Annotated in this window: 15 protein-coding genes; 7 read left to right on the top strand and 8 right to left on the bottom strand. The window is 71.5% G+C overall.

From position 1 onward, the window contains the following. Both ACN28I_RS18985 and ACN28I_RS18980 read right to left on the bottom strand, forming a co-directional pair. Positions 1-801, bottom strand: a complete 801-nt coding sequence (locus tag ACN28I_RS18985) for a hypothetical protein (protein ID WP_420943389.1) — start codon at positions 799-801, stop codon at positions 1-3. Positions 802-888: 87 nt separating this feature from the next. After that, positions 889-1,641 carry a hypothetical protein gene (locus tag ACN28I_RS18980; RefSeq protein ID WP_420943388.1) on the bottom strand — a complete coding sequence of 251 codons (753 nt, stop codon included), beginning with the start codon at positions 1,639-1,641 and terminating at the stop codon, positions 889-891. A gap of 333 nt (positions 1,642-1,974) precedes the next feature. Between ACN28I_RS18980 and ACN28I_RS18975 the strand changes: the two genes are divergently transcribed. Continuing rightward, positions 1,975-2,832, top strand: a complete 858-nt coding sequence (locus ACN28I_RS18975; protein WP_420943387.1) for a DUF2381 family protein — start codon at positions 1,975-1,977, stop codon at positions 2,830-2,832. Further along, entirely contained in the window at positions 2,833-4,524 is a 1,692-nt protein-coding gene (locus tag ACN28I_RS18970; protein ID WP_420943386.1) for a protein kinase domain-containing protein, read from the top strand. It abuts the gene before it with no gap. A gap of 7 nt (positions 4,525-4,531) precedes the next feature. Here ACN28I_RS18970 and ACN28I_RS18965 read toward each other — a convergent pair whose 3' ends face one another. Together ACN28I_RS18965 and ACN28I_RS18960 are read right to left on the bottom strand one after the other, a co-directional pair. Next, positions 4,532-4,987, bottom strand: a complete 456-nt coding sequence (locus ACN28I_RS18965) for a PaeR7I family type II restriction endonuclease (RefSeq protein ID WP_420948664.1) — start codon at positions 4,985-4,987, stop codon at positions 4,532-4,534. Further along, positions 4,980-5,207 carry a hypothetical protein gene (locus ACN28I_RS18960; RefSeq protein ID WP_420943385.1) on the bottom strand — a complete coding sequence of 76 codons (228 nt, stop codon included), beginning with the start codon at positions 5,205-5,207 and terminating at the stop codon, positions 4,980-4,982. The genes ACN28I_RS18965 and ACN28I_RS18960 overlap by 8 nt, the downstream gene beginning before the upstream one ends. A gap of 138 nt (positions 5,208-5,345) precedes the next feature. On the opposite strand from ACN28I_RS18960, the gene priA reads away from it, so the two are divergent. Continuing rightward, the gene (gene priA, locus ACN28I_RS18955) at positions 5,346-7,676 is read left to right on the top strand and encodes a replication restart helicase PriA (RefSeq protein WP_420943384.1); all 2,331 of its coding nucleotides are present in this window, start codon (positions 5,346-5,348) and stop codon (positions 7,674-7,676) included. Positions 7,677-7,693: 17 nt separating this feature from the next. Further along, positions 7,694-11,983: a hypothetical protein gene (locus ACN28I_RS18950; RefSeq protein ID WP_420943383.1), complete on the top strand. Its 4,290-nt coding sequence runs from the start codon at positions 7,694-7,696 to the stop codon at positions 11,981-11,983. Between the two features lie 27 nt (positions 11,984-12,010). Here ACN28I_RS18950 and ACN28I_RS18945 read toward each other — a convergent pair whose 3' ends face one another. Next, positions 12,011-12,739 (bottom strand): hypothetical protein, encoded by a 729-nt coding sequence (locus tag ACN28I_RS18945; protein ID WP_420943382.1) that lies wholly within the window; start codon positions 12,737-12,739, stop codon positions 12,011-12,013. Between the two features lie 252 nt (positions 12,740-12,991). Here ACN28I_RS18945 and def point away from each other — a divergent pair, with 252 nt between their 5' ends. Further along, positions 12,992-13,513 carry a peptide deformylase gene (def, locus tag ACN28I_RS18940; protein WP_420943381.1) on the top strand — a complete coding sequence of 174 codons (522 nt, stop codon included), beginning with the start codon at positions 12,992-12,994 and terminating at the stop codon, positions 13,511-13,513. On the opposite strand, the gene nth is transcribed toward def, so the two are convergent. Then, the gene (nth, locus tag ACN28I_RS18935; protein WP_420943380.1) at positions 13,479-14,147 is read right to left on the bottom strand and encodes an endonuclease III; all 669 of its coding nucleotides are present in this window, start codon (positions 14,145-14,147) and stop codon (positions 13,479-13,481) included. The genes def and nth overlap by 35 nt on opposite strands. Before the next feature lie 229 nt (positions 14,148-14,376). Here nth and ACN28I_RS18930 point away from each other — a divergent pair, with 229 nt between their 5' ends. Next, a complete protein-coding gene (locus tag ACN28I_RS18930) occupies positions 14,377-15,414 on the top strand; it encodes a M23 family metallopeptidase (protein ID WP_420943379.1) in 1,038 nt (345 codons plus the stop codon). Between the two features lie 30 nt (positions 15,415-15,444). Here the strand turns inward: ACN28I_RS18930 and ACN28I_RS18925 are convergent, their stop codons facing one another. Beyond that, positions 15,445-15,687: an HU family DNA-binding protein gene (locus ACN28I_RS18925; protein ID WP_420943378.1), complete on the bottom strand. Its 243-nt coding sequence runs from the start codon at positions 15,685-15,687 to the stop codon at positions 15,445-15,447. A gap of 353 nt (positions 15,688-16,040) precedes the next feature. On the opposite strand from ACN28I_RS18925, the gene ACN28I_RS18920 reads away from it, so the two are divergent. Further along, the gene (locus ACN28I_RS18920; RefSeq protein ID WP_420943377.1) at positions 16,041-17,483 is read left to right on the top strand and encodes a hypothetical protein; all 1,443 of its coding nucleotides are present in this window, start codon (positions 16,041-16,043) and stop codon (positions 17,481-17,483) included. Here ACN28I_RS18920 and ACN28I_RS18915 read toward each other — a convergent pair. After that, complete coding sequence (locus tag ACN28I_RS18915) at positions 17,423-18,574, bottom strand: alpha/beta fold hydrolase (protein ID WP_420943376.1); 1,152 nt, start codon at positions 18,572-18,574, stop codon at positions 17,423-17,425. The genes ACN28I_RS18920 and ACN28I_RS18915 overlap by 61 nt on opposite strands. Positions 18,575-18,578 lie beyond the last annotated feature (4 nt).

Here is an 18,578-nt window from a genome sequence, read left to right as displayed (position 1 = left end):
CTAATGCCGCCCCAACTCCCTGGACCAGGCCCACAATCGCCCGCTCACCGCGTATCGGTCGGCGCTGGAAACATCCTCGAAGTCCTCCGGGGGAAGCGTGCGGAGGCGCTCGCGCAGGAAGTCCGGGTCACTGAGCACCTCGCGGTGCTTCAAGTCGGCGTCCATTTCCACCACGACAGGCATCACCCGGAGCACGGCCTCCGTGCACTCTTCCCGGGTAGCGCGAGCCATGCGCTCCACCGTCAGGGCCAGGTGCTCGCGGACCGATGCCGGGCCTTCGGGGCACCAGGCCTCCAGGGTCTTGCCGTAGATATCCTCCATGAGCTCTTCCAGCGTGTACTTCCTACCGGGCCAGAACGCGTAGCGAGGGCTCTGGAGCACGTCCCAGAAGCGGAGCAGCGAGGCGAGCCGGTTCGCCATGCGCTCCGCGCTCCGCGGAGGGTGCGGAGACGCGGCATGGTAGAGCGCCCCCCACGGAGTGCTCAGGCAGAAGGACTCGAAGGACTCTTCCGTGCGTGGACGCTCCTCCTTCGGGACGCCTTCATCCAAGCCCATGAAGACGTCGCCAAACATGTGCACCCACCAGCGCGTGCGGCCCAGGTCGAAGTCGCCTCCCGAGCGCATGACCAGCACCTCGCCGGGCAGCACCTGGCGCATCTGCCGGGGCTGGGGAAAGGCACCGGTCTCGAGGTACTCCCGGGCCCACCAGCGTCCCTCGGCTCTCCCCTTGCGGAGGATGGCAGCGGTGGTGCCGTGGAGCCACGCTGGAAACTCGAGCACAGGGGACTGTTCCGTGTTCATGGCCTTGCGCGCTACCACAGCGGTCTGATGCGCCTCAAGCGCCAGGCACTTCGCTCGTTCCGAGGGCGGCGGACTCCTCCCGCCCGCTCAGCGGCAGTCCCCAGACAGGTAGACCTGGCCCTGGAAGCCCTTGGGGCGTTCGCCCCCTTCATAGGCAGCCCGGATCGCCTGCTCGGCCAACTCGCCGCGCTGTTCTATTTCTTCCCGGGGTAACTCCTCTGCCTTCTGGGCCGCCCGCTCCTTCCAGGAAGCACCGGGTTTCTTGCGCCGGTAGCTCCAGCGGTAGAGCGTCACTCCGGGCTCTGGCGTGCGCCAGGACAACTGCCAGAGTGCTCCCCCGTTCTCGAATTCGAGGAAGAGCGACCCCTCGAAGCCGGTGCCTCCCGCGAGCTTCTTGTCAGGCGTGACAACCTCATTGAGCGCCGCCAGGTAGCGCCCCGCCTGTTCTCTCCCTTCCAAGCGCGACTCCTCATTGTCCGGCTTGATCTCGAACAGCACGAGGGCGTCGATATCGGTGATGTCCGGGCGCAAGAGCCTCACGAGTTCCGAAAGACGCTCGGGATCCCCCAACTTCCCCACCTTCACGATTCTGTAGAGATTGACGGGGTCAAGGAAGACGGCGTGGGAGGGATGCCGCACGCGGTACTCCAGGCCAATGACCTCATGCGCGGCCTTGCCAAGAAAAGCGTCCCAGGGCTCCTTGGAGTCCGGGTGACGGCCAGGGATCTTGTAGGAGGGCGGCTGCGCCTGGGCACCGAGGGCCGTCACGAGCACCAGGAGAAAACCCGCCAGCCCCAAGGTGCTCCTCAACCTGGTTCCACTGTTCTTCATGTCCAACATGCTCCTCCCCGGTGCGGTCGGGGAGGAAGCCATGTGGGGCTGACATGCCGATCAAGGCCGTGGGCCCTGCCCGTGTCTTCGCCATGGGATGGGGCCGCATCTCAGTGGCTGATCGGGGGGCGGGCAGAGGCCAAGGAAAGCGGCGGGGATTCGTCGTGCAACCCAAGCGCTGGCGCGGGGTGCGAACTCTCGGCTGGCGCCGTCGGCTCGCCTGACTGATCCTGTTCAACACCCTCTTGGCCGCTTTCGCCTGGGATGAATAAATCGCCCCCGGCCCTTCGCCGCTCAACGGCTCCGGTCATGGTATACGCATGAACCTCCGAGGTCATGCGCATGCCATCCCTTCTCTCCCGGGCCGCCGTGACGGCCCTGCTCGCCTGTGCCACCGTCGCGCAGGCCCAGCAACAGCCCGTGGTCCGTGTGCGCCGCGAGCAGCAGCTCGTGCTCGCCCAGATACCCGCTGGGAGCGAGCCGGAGCTGCGGGTGGCTCCCGGCATCCCCACCCTCGTGCGTTTCGATACGGAACTGGTTCACGCCGAGCTGAAGCGCGAGGGCGCCGGGCGCTCCGTCTCGGTGGACCCGGCCGGGCACTCCTTGCTCATCGAGGCGCAGCGGGAGTTGGCCGCTGGCGAGCGGTTGCCCCTGGAGGTGGTGCTCGCGCAGGGACAAACCCGTACCCGGCTGGTCTTCCAACTCGTCTCTCATCCCGGTGAAGTGGACGCGCGGGTGGACGTGGAGCTGCGCCCGCGCTCGGCCCGGTCGGAACCGGAGCCGGACGCTGTCTCCCCCGGGCGCCAGGTGGGCCCGTTCTCCCGAATGGTGTTCTCGGGGGTGATGGGCGAGGCGGGCGTCACCCCCAGCATGTTCCGGGGAAGTCTCGTCGGCACTGGGGTCGTCGTGAAGAGTCCGAGGGTGTACCGGGCGGAACGTGGGCGGGCCATCATTTTTCACGTCCACAATCTCGCGGGAGCGCGGCCGTGGCTCGCGACGGAGGCCGTGCAGCTCCCGCTGACGGGTGAAGGACGGGAGGGGAATGGGCGGTGGACGGTCGCCATGGAGCGCCCCATCGAGCCTGGAGGCAGTGGGTGGGTGGTGGTGGAGTCGGCAGGGCAGGGGGCCGATGCGCCCGTGGTACTGGAGGTACGCGAGGAGGGCGGAAGTCGTGGCGTGCGGGTGGAGGAGTCGCGCTGAATGGATGCCCAGGCCGCGTGGAAGTTGGACCCGATCGACCTGCCCGCGGGCACTCGCGTGGGCAACTGGCGCATCATCGGCCGACTGGGCTGGGGAGGCTATGGGGCGGTGTACCTCGTGCGTGGGGAGCACGGGTTGCGGCGTCAGGCCGCGCTGAAGCTGGCGCTGCGGCCGGGCACGGTCTCCCTCCGGCTGGAGCGGGAGGTGGAGCTGCTGTCACGCGTGAAGCACTCCAACGTGGCGCGGCTCATCGATGCGGGTCACTGGCTCGTGCCGGGTGCTCGTGAGCGTCTGCCCTTCCTCGTCATGGAGTACGTCCCGGGCCCCTGCCTGTATGCATTGCTCTCCCTGCGCGACGTCCAGGTGCGCGAGGCGCTGGACCTCTTCAAGCAGTCGGCACTGGCGCTCCACGCGGTGCATGGGGCAGGGGCGCTGCACCGGGATGTGAAGGGGGAGAACCTGCTCGTCCGAGAGGACGGGCGGCTCGTGTTGGTGGACCTGGGCGTGGGGGACTACGAGGGAGCGGCCTCGCTCACCGGCACCCAGCTCCCGCCGGGCACGTCGCTCTACCGCAGCCCCGAGGCCCTGCGCTTCCAGCGGGAGCACCTGGGCGACTTCGAGTTGCGCTACGAGTTCCGCCACGCGGACGACCTGTACGCGCTGGGCGTCACCTGGTACCGGGCCTTCACCCTCTCGTTTCCCTTCGGAGCCGAGCGGCCCGAGGACTCCTACCGGGCGCTCCTGGAAGGCCGGGCGCCCGAGGCTCCCGCCGCCCTCAATCCGCGCGTCCCCCAGGAGGTGAGCGAGCTGTTGTCCCGGCTGGTGTCGCCCCGGCCCGAGGAGCGTCCAGCCGGTGCGAGGGAGGTGACCGAGGCCGTGGACGCGCTCCTTCGCCGTGGAGGGCCCGGGCTGGCGGAGCCCCTCTTCGTCCAGGGCGAGGCCGCCACGCCGCACTCGCGTGCCACGGAAGCGTCCACGCCGAGCCCTCCTGCCCGCGAGAAGGTGCCACGGCTGAAGAGGCCCGGCGCGCTCCTCCTGGTGGCCGTCCTGATGGCCGCGCTCACGGTGGGACGCGCTACCTGCCTCGGCCTACCCTTTGAATCGAATCACCCGACACAGGAACATCCCTCCATGCGCGAATCGAAGACTCCCGCCAGCTCCTCGCCGGCTTCCCAGGTACAGCCCTCCACACCGGACATGGCATTCATGAAGTCGCTCGCGGCCGCCGTGTGCCTGGTGACGGCGGGATGCGTGGGCGTTCCCGTGAATCCCACGTGGCCTCAGGACTGTCCCCAGGAGGCGCTCAGGGCCATGAGCATCCGGGGCTTCGGGCCGGGCAAGTGGGGCCATCTCACGCTCGACATCAACCGTCCTCTGACCGCCTACAGCCCGTACGCCGACTTCCGCGCGGGCCCCATCGTGAGCTTCATCGAGGAGGGGGACAGTGCGGACAGCATGCTGCCCGTGGGCACGAAGCTGTACGGGCAGATGTGGACGGGCGGCGAGAGGATTCAAGTCTACTGGACGCGGGCAGAGATGCCCGGGGGCGTAGAGATGCCGGTGTGCATGCTGCTCGGCGCCGACGAGCGGGGGGGGTGGTTCTGGAAGGAGCCGGGGACGGAGCCGGGCACCTTCAAGATCACCAGGCAGGTTCCCGTGATGGTGACGCGCCGCTTCGAGCGGCCCGAGTGAGCGTGGTTCAAAGACAGGCCGCGAACGCTCCGGCATGGCTGGCCAGATGCGCGAGGAACCGCTTGCCGCCGAGATCGCGAGCGGGCTCGCGGTAGTGGGCGGAAGGTTTCCGCTCCTCGGGGCACAGGAGGAGTGCGCAGGCGTCGAAGAGCCGCTCGCGTTCGAGCTTGCGCAGCAGCAGCTCGTACCACTGGGCATGGGTGCTGTGGCGATACTCAGGGACGACCTGGAGGAGGGTCGGGGCCACGGCCGCTGGCCGCGTGAGGGCTGAGCCTTCCTCCAGGAGCACCAGCCATCCGAACCACGGCCGGAGCCCGGGCCCGAAGGCCTGTTTCCGGCACAGGGCCTCCATCTCCTTGCCCGTGGTGATGGCCTCCTCGCCCAGGGCGACGAAGCCGCTCTCCAGCGACCGCGCCGTCCGCGACCTGATGGCGAGGGCGGCGACGAGCCTTCCCTCATGCATCACGACGAGGTCCCAGGGCCGCGTGGGCAGGAAGAAGCCGGGGGAGCTCCAGCCCCTGGCGCGTGTGGACACGGGCCTCGGGCAGGCCGTTGTCCGCCAGAATCCGGCTCACGAGCGCGTGGAAGCCCTCCAACCGGCTGGTGGGCTGGTTCCGAGCCCTCCAGTACCAGGCGATGGCCTCACCCAGGCGGGCCTCGTCATCCGTCAGTGCTGCTCCCATGGCAAACGGGCTCCGGGGTGATGTGTCAGGTCAAGTCCTCTGGGGTGACCTGGGAAATCATCACCACGGACTTCCCTCTTGGCAAGAGGTGCCATTCGAGTCTCGTGATGCGCTGCCCCCCACTGGGGGTGTGGCCCGATGTGTCCACGGATGTGTCCACGGCGGACACTCCGGTCAGAAACTACCGGTGTCAGGGAGCGCCGCTACAGTGGTTCACAGGTCGCCGTGAGCCCCTCGAACCTCGCCTCCGTCGCAGTCGGCCGTCCCGTCCGGGGCGAGTTCACCTATGTCGTCCCCGAGGGTCTCACCGGGAGGCTGTCGCCGGGCCAGCGCATCCTCGTGCCCTTCGGCCGCAGCATGTCGCTCGGCTTCTTCCTCGGGCCCGCCACGCCGCCTCCCGAGGCCGAGAGCGTCAAGCTCAAGCCCATCATGAAGGTGCTGGAGGACTCGCCCTCCCTCCCGCCGGACCTCATCGCGCTCCTGCGCTTCGCCGCCGAGCACTACCGCTACCCGCTCGGCGAGGTCATCAAGAGCGCGCTGCCTCCCGGCCTCACCAAGACCGAGATGGAGAAGGAGGCGAAGCCCGACGTGCAGGAGTTCGCCGTGGCGCTCGTCACCGAGGCGCCCGCGATTCTCCGCCGTGCTCCCGCGCAATCCGCCGCGCTGGCCTATCTCCTCGCGGTGGGAGGCCGGGCCCCCCTGGAGGAGGTGGCCCACGCCATCCCCGGGGCCCGCGAGACGCTGCGCAAGCTGGTGGAGCGGGGCCTCGTGCGCATCGACGAGGAGGTCATCGCCCCCGGGGTGAAGGAAGGGCTCGCCCAGGGCCGTCCCGCGCAGCTCACCCCCGAGCAGGACGTGGCGGTGAAGGAGCTCCACACGGCCATCGACACCGGCGGTTTCCAACCCTTCCTCCTCCACGGCGTCACCGGCAGCGGCAAGACCGAGGTGTACCTGCGGGCCGTGGAGCGCGCGCTGTCGCACGGCAAGGGCAGCCTCGTGCTGGTGCCGGAGATCGCCCTCACGCCGCAGCTCGTGGGTCGCTTCCGCAGCCGCTTCGGCGCGGACGTGGCCGTGCTGCACTCGGGCCTCAAGGATCGCGAGCGCCTCTTCCACTGGCAGGCCCTGCGCAAGGGCACGGTGCGCATCGCCGTCGGGGTGCGCTCGGCGGTGTTCGCCCCCGTGGAGAACCTCGGCCTCGTGGTGGTGGACGAGGAGCACGACCCCTCCTTCAAGCAGGAGGACAAGTTGCGCTACCAGGCGAGAGACCTGGCCGTGGTGCGCGCCAAGCAGGCCGGGGCGGTGGTGGTGCTCGGCTCGGCCACGCCCTCGCTCGAGACGCTGGAGAACACCCGCCGCGGGCGCTACCGCAAGCTGATGCTCGAGAACCGCGTGGATGACCGGCCCATGCCCACCATTTCGCTGGTGGACCTGCGCCAGGAGCGTCCCCGCGAGCCGCTCGTGCAGGAGGAGGCGCCCATCCTCTCGGCGCCGCTGCTCGATGCCATGGCGGAGACCATCGCCAAGGGCCAGCAGGTCATCCTCTTCCTCAACCGCCGCGGGCACAGCACCTTCCTCATCTGCGAGGTGTGCGGCAACTCGGTGAAGTGCGCCGATTGCGACGTGTGCCTCACCTACCACCGCTCGCAGAACCGGGTGGTGTGTCACTACTGTGGCGTGGCCCACCCCCTGCCCGACCATTGCCGCGAGTGCACCGGGCCGCTGCTCAAGATGGGCGTCGGCACCGAGCGCGTGGAGGCGGAGGTCGCCGAGCGGATTCCCCAGGGCCGCGTGGCCCGGCTGGACCGGGACTCGGCCACCAGTGCCGAGCGCCTCACCGAGATGCTCGCCTCGTTCGCCCGCCGGGAGATCGACGTGCTGGTGGGCACGCAGATGGTGGCCAAGGGGCACGACTTCCCCGGGGTGACGTTGGTGTGCGTGGTGATGGCGGACACCTCGCTGGCCATCCCGGACTTCCGCGCCGCCGAGCGTACCTTCCACCTCCTCACCCAGGTGGCGGGGCGGGCCGGACGCGGGAAGGACCCGGGGCGGGTGCTCGTGCAGACGTACAACCCCGAGGCGGATCCGGTGAAGCGCATGCTCGTCCATGACTTCGACGGCTTCGCCCAGCGGGAGCTGGAGCGGCGCAAGGTGCTCGCCTGGCCGCCCTACACCCGCATGGCGGCGGTGCGCCTGGAGGGTGAGAGCGCCGAGCAGACGGCCAGCGTGGCCCGGCAGCTCGGGGACTTCATCGCCCGCCAGATGCCTCCGGCCTCCTGGGGGGTGCGCCTGCTGGGGCCCGCCGTGGCGCCCATCTCGCGGATTCGTGGCCGCACCCGGTGGCAGTTGCTCCTCAAGGCCCCCACCCATGCGGCGCTCGCCCCGCTGCTTGCCCGCCTGGAGGCGAAGCTGGTCGACATTCCGTCCGCCGTGCGTGTCACGATCGACGTGGATCCGGCGGCCATGCTGTAGACTCGCCCGCGATTCCAATGGCCGAATCGGTCCTCCTCGTTCACGACGACATCGCCACCATCGCCACCGTGCGCCGTCTGCTCGCGCGCGAGGGGTATGAGGTCATTCTCGCGACCTCCGTGGCGGATGCCCTCATTGCCTTTGGCCACCACCTGCCCGCGCTCATGATTCTGGCGCCCGGCATGGAGGGCGGGCGCGGCCACCTCGTGCTGGATGAGCTCGGCCAGCATCCGGACATGCGGCTCGCCCGCGTGCTGCTGCTCGGCGAGTCCGTCCCCGGCAGTGCCGCGCCGATGGCGCCGCTGCCCCTGGATGGCTCGGGTTTCGTGGAGCAGGTGTCCACGGTCCTCCGTTCGCCCGCGGGCCCGGAGGCCTGGTTCGCGGTGAAGGAGGAGGTGGAGGTGGTGTCACCGGCCCCCATGCTGTCCGGGCCGCCGGGACTCGTCCACAAGTCCTCCGCGCCGGGCCGCAACGCCGCGCTGGAGCACGCGCTCTTCGATGACCTGCCGAAGGGGGACGAGTCGCGGCGCTCCCCGTCCTCCCTCGATGCCGAGGATCTCTTCTCCCAGACGGAGCAGGCGGTGGCCACCGTCCCGGCGCCCACACCCGGGGTGGAGGCGCCGGCCCCGAAGGCCCCGGTGGTGACCGAGCCGGACCCGGGCGCCGAGGCGGAGTCGCTCTTCGGTGCGACGGAGCAGGCGGTGGCCGGCTCCGCCCAGGTGCTGCCGCAGGCGCCCTCCAGCCCTGACGAGAACGAGATGCGGCGCGTGGAGGACGAGGTGCGCCGCGAGGCCGCCTCCCGGCGCCGGATGAGGCAGGACGAGTCCTCGCTGCCCGAGTCGTCATCGGCGGGGCTCTTCGCGCGGACGCCCGCGATGGGCATGGCGATTCCCATCATCACGGCGCCGACTCCGGTCGAGCTGGGGCCGGTGGTAGGGCCAGCGCCGGAGCCGGTGGTGCCCCTGGCTTCGCTGCCTCCGCTGCCCGCGGTGAAGGTCGTCGATGTCGAGGCGCAGGCCCGCGAGGAAGCCGAGCGCCTCGCCCAGCAGGAGATCGAAGCGGCACTGGCGCGCGAGCGGGCGTCGCCGGGTGCGCCCGAGGCGATGCCTTCCGCCGAGCCGCCCAGGAAGGCTGGGCCTCAGCTCGGGGAGGAGGGCTTCTTCGATGTCCCGAAGACGCCCATGTCCGTGCGGCCCCTGGATGGCTCGGACCTGGAGCCCGTGCCCGAGGATGCGCCGCTGCCGTCCGAAGGCGACGCGCCAGAAGGGTGGGAGGAACCGCACCAGGAGAGCGTGGGCTCGGACTGGTTCGACTCCGGGGCCGGGCCTGCGAAGGCCGGGCCGACGAAGGCCGGGCCGGTGGATGCCGGACCCGTGAAGGCCTCGCCGGCACCGGACGCGGCACCGGGACAGGAGCCGGAGGACGGGGAGGGTGCCCGGTCCGAGTCGAAGAAGACTCTCGAGACCACGGCGAAGTTCCCGCTGAGGCCCGTGCCGGGGGCGGCGGATGCGCCGGATGTGACGTCGCTGCCGGCGGATGACGCGGTGGCGGTCCTGGAAGTGCGCCTGATGCGGGCGGAGCGCCGGATTTCGCAGGTGCTGTCCGAGAGGGACGGCGCGGTGGCGCGCCGGCGCGAGGCGGAGCGCAAGAGCACGGAGCTCGAGGAGGAGGTGGCACGGCTGCGCTCCTCGCTGGAGACGCGGCAGGAGGCCTCGAGCGCGGGAGAGGAGTCGCTGCGGCGCGAGGCCGGCGAGGTCCGGGCGCGGCTGGAGTCGCTGCAGCGGGAGATGGAGGCGGCGCGGGCGCGGGTGGCGGATCTCGAGCAGCGCGAGGCCCAACAGCAGCCGAGGCAGGAGGAGCAGCTCTCCCGGCTGGGCCAGAAGATCGAGGCCCTCGAGCAGCAGCTCACGGAGTGGCGGGAGAAGGCCGGGGAGCAGGAGCGGGGGCGGGCCGAGGCGGAGCAGCGCGCCACGTCCGAGGCGGAGGCCCGGGCGCGGGTGGACGCGCGGCTCGAGGAGGTGGAGGCGAGGGCCCAGGCGGAGACGAAGTCCCGCGAGCAGTGGGAGGCCCGGGCGCATGGGGAGGCGAAGGCGCGCAAGGAGGTCACGGCGCGCGCCGAGAAGGAGGCGAAGGCCCGGGCGGAAGCGGAGGCGCGAGCCGAGGCGGAGCACCAGGCGCGCACCCAGGCCGAGTCCCGAGTGGAGGCCGAGTCGCGGGCGCGGGTGGCGGCCGAGGAGCGTCTGGCCGCCGCGGAGAAGGCCCTGGCCGAGGCGGAGGCGCGGGTCAACGCCGAGAAGAAGGCGAGGGCCGAGGTGGAGGCCCGTGCGCGCACCAGCGCGGATGCGCGCGTGCAGTCGGAGATGAAGGCCCGCACGGACGCGGAGGCGCGAGCCGAGGCGGCGGAGCAGGCGCGGTCCGAGGCGGAGGCGCGCGCCGAGGCGGAGTCGCGGACGCGGGCCAAGGCGGAGCAGAGCGCCGAGGGGATGGAGAAGGCCCGGGCGCGGGCGGAGGCGCGGGCCGTCGAGGCGGAGCAGGAGCGGGCCGAGGCGCTCGCGCGGGCCGAGGCGCAGGAGCGGGAGCGGGCCGCGGCGGAGACGCGCGCGGAGACGGCGGAGCGCTCGCGCGCCGAGCTGGAGTCCCGCCTCGAGCGCCTGGAGAAGGCGCGCGCCACGTCGGACGGGTACGCCGGGGAGCTGGAGCAGGCGCGGGCCGACGCGGAGGCTCGGGCCGTGACGGTGGAGCGGCTGCGCGTGGAGCTGGAGGCCCGCGTCGAGCGCGCGGAGAAGGCGCGTGCCGCCGCGCAGGCGAAGGCCGCGGAGGAGAAGCAGGCCCGGACGGAGGCGGAAGCCCGTGCCGAGGCGGGGTCCCAGGCGCGCGAGGAACTGTCCGGCGTGCGCTCCGAGCTGGAGGCCCGGCTGTCCGGGCTCGAGGAGACGGTGGCGCGCCAGGTGTCCCAGGTGCGCGAGGCCCGGGAGGAAGTGGAGCGGCTCACGCAGACGCTGGCGCAGGAGCGGGAGGAGCGGGAGTTCCTCGCCCACGAGGTGGAGCGGCTCGAGGCGACGAGGGCCCAGGCCGAGGCGGAGATGGCCGAGCGCGTCGCCCGCGCCGAGCAGGCCCGCCACGAGGCCGAGGAGAAGGCGCTGCGCGAGGCCGAGCAGACCGTCACCCGGGTGCGCGCGGAGACGGATGCGGCCCTCGCGAAGGCCCGTGCCGAGGCCGAGGAGCTGGCGGCCCGGGCCCGGGCGGCGATCGTCTCCCTCCAGGTGCCCGGCAGGTTCGAGGTGGACATCCCCCGCGCGGGCAGCGTCAACCAGGAGGGGCTGGCACGGCTCGTCACCCGTCTCCAGGAGGCGCGTGCCCAGGTCCGCCTGGAGCTCAAGGTGGCCGGGGCCCTGCGCATCCTCTGGTTGAAGGATGGGGCGCTGGTGGGCGCGGTGTCCTCCGCCCCGGAGGAGTCGCTCGTGGACCGGGCGCGGGCGGATGGGCTCATCGACGCGCGCCAGGAGAACGAGCTGCGGCTGGTGCGCAGCGCCTCCACGGGGGCGCTCCTCGACGCCATGCGCAGCCGCGGCTACCTGCGCGAGAACGAGTTCGTCCCGCTCGTGCAGCGCTACACGGAGCAGGTGGCCCTGGACGCGCTCTCCGAGTCCTCGTCGCTGTACCGGCTCGCCGAGGAGCCGCCTCCGCACGAGGTGGCCCTCGCCGCCTCCACGCGGCCGCTGCTGCACCTGCTGGCCGAGTCCCTGCGCAACGGTGTCTCCAGTGAGTCCCTCGTCGAGGCCGCCGGAGGGCTGCGGGCCGTGGTCGTCCGCGGCGAGCCCGAGCCGGCCCCGGAGGCCTTCGGGCTCTCCTCGCGCGAGCTGCGGCTCCTCGAGGAGATCGACGGCGAGCAGACGCTCGAGCAACTCCTGCTGGGCGCGGGCATGCCCCAGGACACCGCGCTCAAGGTGTTCGCGGTGGCCCGGGCCCTGGGCCTCCTCACCCTGCGTCCCGCCTCCAGGTCCTCCGGCTCCGAGCAGGAGGCTCCGGGCGAGCTGGACGTGCGCCGGCTCGAGTCCAAGTTCGAGGAGATCCAGGAGGCGGACTACTTCACCGTGCTCGGGCTCTCGCGCTCCGCGGGCAGCGAGGAGGTGAAGCGCGCCTACACGCTGCTCACCACCGAGTTCCACCCGCTGCGTTTCGCGGGGCACCCGGATCCCGCGCTCCAGCACCGGGCCCAGCAGATCTCCACCGCCCTGGCCGAGGCGGCCCGGGCGCTCGCGGATGATCGGCTGCGCGAGGAGTACGCCCGCAGCCTGCTGGACTGAGCGGCGGCCGCGTGCCGCCGGCCCGTCCTACTTCACCGAGACCTTGAAGGGATTGGACTGGGCGGTGATCGTCTTGCCGGCGCGCACGGTGAGCACGACGTTGCCGCCCTGCTTGTCGATGACGACCTGCTCCTGCCGCACGCCCTGGCGGAAGGGGTTGCTCAGGTTCGGGCTGACGTGCCCCTTGTTGGCGTAGAGCAGCACCTGGCCTTCGAAGAGGGCCGCCTCCGGGCCCTCGGCGCGCAGGGTGATGGAGAACGGAACGCCGCGGACCTGATCCGGGATGGGATCGATGCGCACACCCGTGACGAGCAGGTCCCTGCCCCCGGCTGGATCGGCCTCGGGGTCCGCCGGGCCGCCATCCGCGCTCCGGGGCGTCATCACCGGAGGCGTCGGGAGTACCGTGAGGCCCTGCTCGCTGACGGACTCGCTTCCGTCCCCCATCTCCAGCCGGACATCCTGCTGCCCGGCCGACAGGCTCCCGGGCACGCTGGCCTGCAGCGTCCCATCCTGTTCCACGCGGAGGATGGTCACCGTCTGCCCGCCGATCAGCAGCGTGGGAGTCAGCAGGGTCGCCGTCCCGTGGCCGTAGTCCACCTTCACCGGCAGTGGGGCGTCCAGCTTGAGCGAGATCTCCGCCGTCTCGCCGCTCACCACCTCCTCGGGCTCGATGGAGACGATGTTCGGCGGAGGCGACGCGTAGGGCTCGCAAGCGCACAGCACCAGGCTCGACAGCAGCGCGATCTTCCGGAGCACGGCGAAACCCTCCTGTACCGGTCTACCGGGGAATGCAGACTGACGCCAGTGTGCCCTTCCTCATGCCGGGTGGAAAGCGGCCCGGGGGCTTTTCGTCGTCGCGCCTTCCCCACCGCACCCATGGTACTGGAAAATTGAACTCCTGGTGGAGGAAGGTATGAAGGTTGTCCGGTAGATGGAAGGCCGCCCTCCGCCCGGACGGGCCCTCCGGGCGGGTTGCCCGTCCGGGGCCACGGAGTTAAGAGGGGCGCCATGGTTCGCCAAATCCTCATCTGGCCTGATCCCATCCTGAAGCAGAAAGCCCGGCCGGTGGCCCGGGTGGATGACTCCCTCCGCACCCTGGTCCAGGACATGTTCGAGACCATGTACGCCGCCGAGGGCGTGGGGCTCGCCGCGCCGCAGGTGGGCGTGCTGCAGCGGGTCATCGTGCTGGACACCCGGCCGCGCCAGCCCGAGTCCCAGCCGCTGGCGATGATCAACCCGGAGATCATCGCGCTGGAGGGGAAGACGACCTACACCGAGGGCTGCCTGTCCATCCCCGGCGAGGCCGAGGACGTGGACCGCGCCGCGGTGGTGACGGTGAAGTTCCTGGACCCCGAGGGCCGGGAGCAGACGCTGACGTGCGACGGGCTGCTGGCCATCGCGGTGCAGCACGAGACGGACCACCTCAATGGCACCGTCTTCGTGGACCACGTCTCCACGCTCAAGCGGGAGCTCATCCGCAAGCGGATGAAGCGCGTCAAGGCTTCGCGCGAGGAGCGGGCGTCGGTCTAGTCCGCACGCCCTTCTTGGGGCAGAGGTCCGCCACGGGGCAGCGCTCGCACGCGGGCGCCCGCGCGAAGCAGGTCCTCCGCCCATGCCAGACCAGGAGCTGGTGGCCCTTGGCCCACCGCTCCGGCGGCAGCAGCGCCTGCATGTCCAGCTCCACCTTGTCCGGGTCCTCGTGGCGGGAGAAGCCGAGCCTGTAGGCCAGGCGCTTCACGTGGGTGTCCACGGGGAAGGCATCGTCGCCGCCCAGGTGGATGCACACCACGCCCGCCGTCTTCCGGCCCACGCCCGGCAGCTCCTCCAGCGCGGCGCGCGAGCGCGGCACCTCGCCCCCGTGCTCGTCCACCAGGGCCCGGGCCGCGGCGATGATGTTCTTCGCCTTGGCGCGGTACAGGCCGCACGACTGGATGAACGGCTCCAGCTCCTCCACGCTCGCCCGGGCGTACGAGTACGGATCCGGGAAGCGCAGGAAGAGCGCCGGGGTGACCAGGTTCACCCGCTTGTCCGTGCACTGGGCGGAGAGGATGACCGCCACCAGCAGCTCCATGGGGGTGCGATAATCCAGCTCGATGCGCACGTCCGGCATGGCTTCCTCCAGCCGGTCCATCACGTCCACCGCCCGCTTCCGCTTCGATTCCATCGACTCGCGCGACACGGGGGTGCTCTATGACAGTCCGACCTCGGACGTAAAGCGGTTTCCACTACCTCTCAGGACAGCTCACCCGACCTTCCGGGGGGCGGCCCCTCGGGCGCCGGGCTCCGCTCCGTCCGCTGGGGGACACCCCCGGCGGGTCCTGGCGAGGGGCCGGGCCGCCCCTTCGGGGCGTTGGCTGGCCGATTCCCGGAAGGTTGGTAGACTGGGCGGCGCCTTGCGTCGTCTTGCCGCCCTCATGCTGCTCATCCTGTCGGCGTGTGCCGCTCCTCGCGCGCGGCAGAAGATGAGCTTCGACGAGCTGTACTCCAAGAAGCCCGCGCCAGCCCGGGTGGCCGCGGAGGCTCCCGGTGCGTCCCCGGGTGGGACGTCCAAGCGGATGCCCCAGGCCCGGAGGAAGGGCGCGCGGTTGGAGGATGCCCCGGCCTCCCAGGCGCTGCGGGACGCGCTGGCCACCTTCGCCACGCAGGCGCGCGCCGCGCGGGCGCAGGTGCAGCGGGGCAGCGCCATGCCGGACGCCCAGGTGCTCAACTGGCGGGAGATGAACGCCACCCTGGACGCCTTCCTGAGCCAGTCCGCGCGCAAGACGTCCTCGCTGGACGTGGTGCGCGCCCGGGTGACGCTGGAGGCCGAGCTGGAGGAGGACGCGCGCACCTACGGGGACATGCCCGCGGACCTGGCCGACGCGGTGCTCGCCCGGATGGACCAGCTCGCGGGGCGCATGGCCGAGCTGCGCATGTTGCAGCTCAAGCCCTCGAAGAAGCCCCTCCAGTTCGTCTGGCCGGTGGACCCGGTCGTCATCACCAGTGTCTACGGCAGCCGGGTGCACCCCATCACCGGTGAGGAGCGGGAGCACCAGGGCCTGGACCTGGGCGCCAAACGGGGCCAGCTCGTCACGGCCGCGGCCAAGGGCGTGGTGGTGCGCGCCGGGTGGAATGGGGGCCACGGCAACCAGGTGGTCCTCCAGCACGACGGGAACGTCACCACCCGCTACAGCCACCTGTCGCGTGTGCTGGTGACGCCCGGCGAGGTGCTCGAGGAGGGGGACGTGGTGGGCGCGGCCGGCAGGACGGGCCAGGCCACCGGCGTGCACCTGCACTTCGAGCTGTGGCGGGACGGCCAGCCGTGTGATCCGCTCGACGAGCTGGGCCCCACGGATTCCGGCGAGGAGCCCTCCTTCGTGCAGCGGGAGGCGGTGCCGGCCGGGGCCTCCAAACGCGAGGGGCGCCGTCCTGTGGGACGACGCCCCCGGTGAGGCCGGAGCGCGCTCGCGGGCTCCCGCGGACTACAGCGAGTTCTTCAGCTCCTTGGCGGGCCGGAAGCCGACCGTCTTCGAGGCCTTGAGCTTCATCATCTCGTTGGTCTGCGGGTTGCGGATCTTCCGCGCCTTGCGAGAGCGGACCGACCAGGTGCCGAAGCCGGGGTAGCTGAAGCGCTGGTCCTTCTTCACCGCCTTGCCGATGTTGGCGAAGACGATGTCGAGAATCTCCGCCGCTGACTTCTTCGTCAGCCGCGACTGCGCCGCCACCGCCTCCACGAGCCTCTGCCTTGGTCATCCGCGCTCTCCTCCGTCAGCGTTGAAATTCGAAAGTCCGAGGTTGGTAACAAATCGCTCTTTTGTCTGTCAATGCTGGCAACCATTGCGAGGCCGGTAGATCGGCCTCCGCGCGATCCGCGAGGAATTTGACGGAGCACGCGGCTCCTCTAGAGAGGAGGAATGCGTCCGGCGCTCGTCGCGCCCTCGCGCCGCGGGGCTCCGGGCCCTCGAGGCGAGGATGTGATCGATTGAGAGGGTTTTCCTTTGTCATTTCGATCATTTGCGTGGCGTCCGCTGATCCGGACGGGCACGAAAGGCTGGCAGGTAATAGAGTGTGCGATCGAATGCTCCGCTGCCTGCTGATGATCTTCTTCCTGACGTTTCCGGCCTGCCGTGCAACCGCCGGGGTGATCGCCCCCGGGGAGTCCGCCGGGCCGGACGGGGTGTGGGTGGACGGGGCGTGGAGCGGGGCGGGTGACGGCTCGCGGGCGAGGCCCTTCGGCACCCTGTCCGAGGCCCTGGCGCGGGTTCCGGGAGGGGGTTCTTCCCGCCGGGTGCACCTGGCGCCGGGGCGCTATCCGGGCCCCTTCGTGCTGCCCGCCGGGCTGGAGCTGGTGGGGGCGGGGGCGGTCCTGCATGGCGGGGGGACGGAGCCGGTGATTCGCGCGCCCGGGGGCGGCCTCTTGAAGGACCTGGTGCTCGAGGGAGGGAGCTGGGGCCTGGAGGCCTCTGGCCCGGTGCGGCTGGAGGCGGTGCGCTTCCGGGGGCAGGGCACGGGGGCGGTGCGGGTGGAGGCGGGACAGCTCACGGTGGTGGGAGGCGGCTTCGAGGCGGGGGGCACGGGAGCGGTGGGGGTGCTGCTGGTGGGCGGCTCGCGCGCGGAGGTGCGTGAGGCCACGTTCACCGGCGCCTTCCGGCGGGCCATGGAGGCACGGGACTCGGAGGCGGAGCTGGAGTCCGTGCGTTTCCGAGGGCCCCTGACGGCGCTCTACCAGGAGGCGGGACGGGTGCGGCTGCGGGACGTGTCGGTGGAGGGCGGGAGCGAGGTGGGGCTCTTCGTCCAGCGGGGCACGCTGCGGCTCGAGGACGTCACGGTCACCGGGCACGAGTATGGCCTCCAGTCCATGAAGGCCACGCTGGAGGGGCGGGGCTTCACCTCGGTGCGGGCGGTGCGGGCGGGCCTGGCGCTCGTGGGCTCCCAGGCGGAGCTGGAGGACACGGTGGTGCTGGGCAGCGGCGGCTTCGGTGGGGTGTCGCTGGTGGCCTCGGAGACGGTGCTGCGCGGCCTCCGGGTGGATGGGGCGGAGGAGTATGGCCTCACGGCCACGCGCGGGCGGCTCCGGCTGGAGCGGGCGGTCCTCACCCGCCTGACGACGCGCGACGGGGACGCGGGGGACGGGCTGCACCTGCGTGACACCCGGGTGGAGGCGGAGGGCCTCGTGGTGCGCGAGGCCGCGGGCGTGGGCGTCCTGGCGGCGCAGGGCTCGCAGGTGGTGCTGCGCGAGGCGTCGCTGGAGTCATGCCGGGAGGCCGGGGTGTGGGCCGAGACGCTGGCGCGCGTCACGGCCGTGGGCCTGGAGGTGCGAGGCTCGGGCGGGCCCGCGCTGGTGGCCCTGGAGGACGGGGTGCTGCGGGTGGACGCGCTCCTGGCGCGGGACAACGCCGCGGGGCTCGTGATGGCCGATTGCCAGGGCGCGACCCGGGTGACGCTGGGCCGCGTGTCGGGTCAGGGCGTGCCGAGGGAGACGGGGGCCGGGCTGGCCTGTGTCTCGAGCTCCTCGCCCTGACGCAGGGGCGTGGCGCGGGCCGCCAGCCAGTCGCGGATCTCCGGATGGACCTCGATCGGCGCGCCCGTGCCGAAGAGCAGATCTCCATGCCCGTAGTTCATCTTGTCGCCGCGCTCGCAGCCGAAGACGTGGAGCTTCTTGTCGGTCGAGCCGACCAGCTCGTACTGCGCGCGCAGGTTCTTCGGCGAGGCGAGCCGGTCCGCGCTCCCGCCCATCACCATCACCGGCAGCTCCAGCTTCGCCAGTCCCGCGCGCCAGTCCACGCTCCCGTCGTAGGAGCGGAAGGCGTCGTGGTCGATCCAATCCTGGAACTGCCGCAGCACGTTGCGGCTCATCGACGCCATCATGTTCGCGTAGACCTTGCGCTGGATGGGCGGGAGGATGTGCTTCGGGTTGATGATGACGTCGGACAGGGGGAGGGTGAGGTAGCCGAGGTAGGGCGCCAGCGAGCGGCTCAGCCACTCGTTGCGGAAACCGCGCGGCCAGGCGGCCATGGTGCCCACGGAGATGAGCCGGCGCAGGAGCGGATCCGGCGGGAAGAAGACGGGCGAGCCCAGGGCGAGCAGTCCCGCGAGCTTCGTCCCCGCGGGGCCCTGCGCCACCGCATAGCCCACCAGTCCTCCCAGCGAGTGGCCCACCCAGAACGCGCGCCGGGCGCCCGTCTGGGCCAGGGCCAGCTCGATGAGCGCGGGCCCGTCCTGGGCGATGAGCTCATCCACCGTGACGTCGGCCCAGCGGCGGCCCGGGGGCGGGGGACGCGAGTGGCCGATGCCGCGCCACTCCACGCTGAAGCAGTCGAAGCCGGCCTCGGACAGGAAGTGGGCCAGGGAGTAGGGCGGCTCGAAATCGAAGGTGCACCGGTTGGCGGCGAGCCCATGGCACAGCAGCACGGGCTCCTCGAAGCGCCGGTGTGCGGCGCGCCGCACGTGCACGGTCAGCTCCCAACCATCCTGGCAGCGGACCTTCACGCGCTCGGGCTCGTCCGTGCGCAGCCGGTACCACCCGCGCACGGCGAGCACCCACAGGACGTTCACCGCCAACAGGGCGAGTCCGGCGAGCAAGATCCACAATGTCCAACGCACTGCGTCCATCGGC

Origin of the sequence: Archangium gephyra, from assembly GCF_049060025.1 — a bacterium.
GTDB classification, from domain to species: domain Bacteria; phylum Myxococcota; class Myxococcia; order Myxococcales; family Myxococcaceae; genus Archangium; species Archangium gephyra_A.
The sequence above is the reverse complement of the archived record's forward strand: the minus strand, read 5'-3'. Positions and strand labels throughout refer to the sequence as shown.